Here is a 3,929-nt window from a genome sequence, read left to right on the forward strand (position 1 = left end):
ACGGGTCGGTTCGATGTTCCGGCTGATCCGGTGCAGGCTCAGGCGTGGGGTTTGGGTGTGGTGGCGGCGTTGGAGTATCCCCGCCGGTGGGGTGGTCTGGTGGATCTGCCCGCCCTCTGGCCTGAGGTGGCGGGGGACGCGGCTGCGGTGGCGCGGCGTTGTGTCGCGGTGTTGGCGGGGTGGGATGGGCAGGATCAGGTCGCGGTGCGCGCCAGTGGTGTGTATGGGCGCCGGTTGGTGCATGCCCGGGCGCAGGAGTCGCCGCGGGTGTGGCAGCCGCGGGGCACGGTGCTGGTCACTGGTGGTACGGGTGGGTTGGGTGCGCATGTGGCTCGTTGGGTGGCCCGCAATGGTGCGGATCATGTGGTGTTGGTGTCGCGTCGGGGGGTGGACGCGCCGGGTGTGGCCGACCTGGTTGGTGAGTTGAGCGTTGATGGCCGGGTTCGGGTGAGTGTGCGGGGTGGTGATGTGGCCGATCGTGACGGGTTGGCCGCGGTCCTGGGTGAGGTGGGACCCGTCGATGCGGTGGTCCACGCGGCCGGGGTGAGTCACCTGGCGTCCATCGATGACACCGACCCGGAGGTGGCGGAGCGCGTTTTGGCGGCGAAGGTGGCGGGTGTCCGTAACCTGCATGAGTTGTTGGTGGAGGGGTCTGAGCGTCGGTTGGACGCGATGGTGTTGTTCTCTTCGAACGCGGGTGTGTGGGGTGGTGGTGGGCAGGGGGTGTATGCGGCTGCGAACGCGTTTTTGGATGCGTACGCGGTTCAGCAGCGTGCGTTGGGGCGGTCGGTGACCAGTGTGGCGTGGGGTTTGTGGGCCGGGGAGGGAATGGCCGAGCAGGCCGACACCACCCGGTTGCACCGGCGTGGGGTCCGCGGCATGGACCCGCAGCGGGCGGTGCAGGCCCTGGTCGAGGCGGTCGGTCAGGGTGAGGACTTCCTCGCCGTCGCTGACGTGGATTGGGCCCAGTTCATCCGAGCGTTCACCTCCGCACGCCCCAGCGCTCTGCTGGCCGGACTGCCCGAGGCGCAAGCCGCCGTCGCTGAACCCGGGCCATCCGACGATTCAGCACTGGCCACCGAGCTACGGGCGTTGACCGGCCCGCAACGCCAGCAGAAGATCCTCGAACTGGTACGTACCCACGCCGCTACCGCCCTCGGCCACGACAACGCCCAGGCGATCCCACCCGAGCGCGCATTCCGCGAACTCGGCTTCGACTCCCTCACCGCGGTGGAACTACGCAACCGGCTGACCACCGCCACCGGACTGCCGCTACCAACCACGCTGGTTTTTGACTATCCGACGCCGGTGGTGTTGGCCGGGTATGTGTTGACGGAGCTGCTTGGTGAGCAGGCCGATGTTCTGGCGCCGGTGGTGGGTGCGGGTGTTGATGAGCCGGTGGCGATTGTGGGGATGGGGTGTCGGTATCCGGGTGGGGTGGGTGGCCCGGAGGAGTTTTGGCGGCTGCTGGTCGAAGGCGTCGACGCGGTGGCTGGGTTCCCCGCGGATCGGGGTTGGGATCTGACGGCGCTGTACGACCCCGATCGGCGGCGGTCGGGGACCAGTTATGCCCGCGAGGGTGGGTTTCTGACTGACGTGGCGTTGTTCGATGCGGGGTTTTTCGGGATCAGTCCGCGTGAGGCTGTGGCGATGGACCCGCAGCAGCGGCTGCTGTTGGAGGTCTCGTGGGAGGCGTTGGAGCGGGCGGGGATCGACCCGTCGGGGCTGCGTGGGTCGGACACGGGTGTGTATGTGGGTACCACCGGTCAGGATTACATCTCGATAGTCGGGGATGCGCAGACCGGCAGCGAGGGGCACCTGCTGACGGGTAACGCGGCCAGTGTCATGTCCGGGCGGGTGGCGTACACCCTGGGCTTGGAGGGGCCGGCGGTGTCGGTGGATACGGCGTGTTCGTCGTCGTTGGTGGCGGTGCATCTGGCGGCGCAGGCGTTGCGCTCGGGTGAGTGTTCGATGGCCCTGGCCGGTGGTGTGACGGTGATGGCCACGCCGGGGGCGTTCGTGGAGTTTTCCCGGCAGGGCGGGTTGGCCGCTGACGGGCGGTGTAAACCGTTCGCGGACGCGGCCGACGGCACGGGTTGGGGTGAGGGTGTCGGGGTGTTGGTGTTGGAGCGGTTGTCGGATGCTCGTCGGCGGGGGCATCAGGTGTTGGCGGTGGTGCGGGGCAGCGCGGTCAACCAGGACGGCGCGTCGAATGGGTTGAGTGCGCCGAATGGTCCGTCGCAGCAGCGGGTGATCCGCCAGGCCCTGGCCAACGCGCGGCTCACACCAGGCGACGTGGATGTGGTTGAGGCGCACGGCACGGGCACCACCCTGGGTGATCCGATCGAGGCGCAGGCGCTGATCGCCGCGTACGGCCAGGACCGGCCGGCGGATCGGCCGCTGCGCCTGGGGTCGGTGAAGTCCAACATCGGCCACACCCAGGCCGCCGCCGGTGTCGCCGGGATCATCAAGATGGTCCTCGCCATGCGACACGGGTTGATGCCCAGGACGCTGCACGTGGACGCCCCGTCGTCACATGTGGACTGGTCGGCCGGCTCGGTGCGACTGCTGACCGAGGCCACGCCGTGGCCGGTCAACGGCCGGCCGCGGCGGGCTGGGGTGTCGTCGTTCGGGATCAGTGGCACCAACGCCCACCTCATTATCGAAGAACCCGAACCGATCGAGATCCCGAAAGAGGCCGAGCCGTTTGAGCCGCCGCGGGACGCACCAGTTAACTCGGCGGAATCGGGCCAGGAGTCGCCCGCGCTGTCGGGTGGGGTGGTGCCGTGGTTGTTGTCGGCCAAGTCTGAGGTGGCGTTGCGGGCGCAGGCGCAGCGGTTGGCAGGGCTCGTGACCGACCGGCCCGAGGTCGAGCCGGTGGTGGTGGGGCGGGCGTTGGTGGACAGCCGGGCGACCGGGTTCCCGCATCGGGCAGTGGTGCTCGGCCGGCAGCGGTCGGCGTTGGTGGAGGGGTTGCAGGTGTTGGCCGCGGGTGGCCAGGCGCCCGGGGTGGTGAGCGGGGTTGCGGGGCCCGGTCGGCTGGCGGTGGTGTTTTCTGGGCAGGGGAGTCAGCGCGTTGGGATGGGCCAGGGCTTGTACGAGGCGTATCCCGTGTTCGCTGACGTGTTCGATGAGGTTTGCGCGTCCTTCGACCAGCATCTCGAGCGGCCGTTGCGGGAGGTGGTCGCGGGCGAGTCGCAGCTGCTGGACCAGACGATGTACACCCAGGCCGGGTTGTTCGCGGTACAGGTGGCGTTGTACCGGTTGCTCGGCTCGTGGGGTGTCGTTCCGCAGTGTCTCGCCGGCCACTCGATTGGTGAGTTGAGTGCGGCTCATGTGGCGGGGGTGTGGGATCTGGCTGATGCGGTGGCGGTGGTGGCGGCGCGGGGCCGCCTGATGCAGGCGCTTCCTGTTGGCGGGGCCATGGTCGCGTTGACGGCCAGCGACGTCGAGGCGCAGGACCTGATCGCCGGGCACACCGATCTGGTGGGGGTCGCGGCGGTCAACGGTCCCCGCTCGACGGTGATCTCCGGTGACCAGACCGTGGTGCTGGACTTGGCACAACAGTGGCGGGACGCCGGTGGAAAGGCCCGGCAGCTGCGCGTCAGTCACGCGTTCCACTCGCCGTTGATGGAGCCGATGCTGGCCGAGTTCGCTGAGGTGTTGGACGAGGTGGTGTGGCGGGAGCCGACCATCCCGGTGGTGTCCGGCACCCCGGGTGCGGACGTGACCGAGCCGGGATACTGGTTGGCGCATGTCCGGCAGACGGTGCGGTACCACGACGCGGTGACCGCGCTGCGTGAGCAGGGCGTGGGTGTCTTCCTCGAACTCGGCCCGGACGGCACGCTGACCTCGATGGCCGACACCGCCGATGCAGGTGTGTGGCTACCCGCGCTGCGAGCCGAGCGGGACGAGCCGGAGGCACTGCT

At 69.3% G+C, this 3,929-nt stretch carries 1 protein-coding gene; it reads left to right on the forward strand.

All coding sequences use genetic code 11. The annotated features are described in order from the left end of the window. Positions 1-99: 99 nt before the first annotated feature. On the forward strand, positions 100-3,929 hold a 3,830-nt coding region (locus tag ACIA6B_RS32475), incomplete at its 3' end, for a type I polyketide synthase (RefSeq protein WP_396779307.1).

It is taken from the genome of Micromonospora sp. NPDC051141 (genome assembly GCF_044455765.1).
Taxonomy (GTDB): Bacteria; Actinomycetota; Actinomycetes; order Mycobacteriales; family Micromonosporaceae; genus Micromonospora.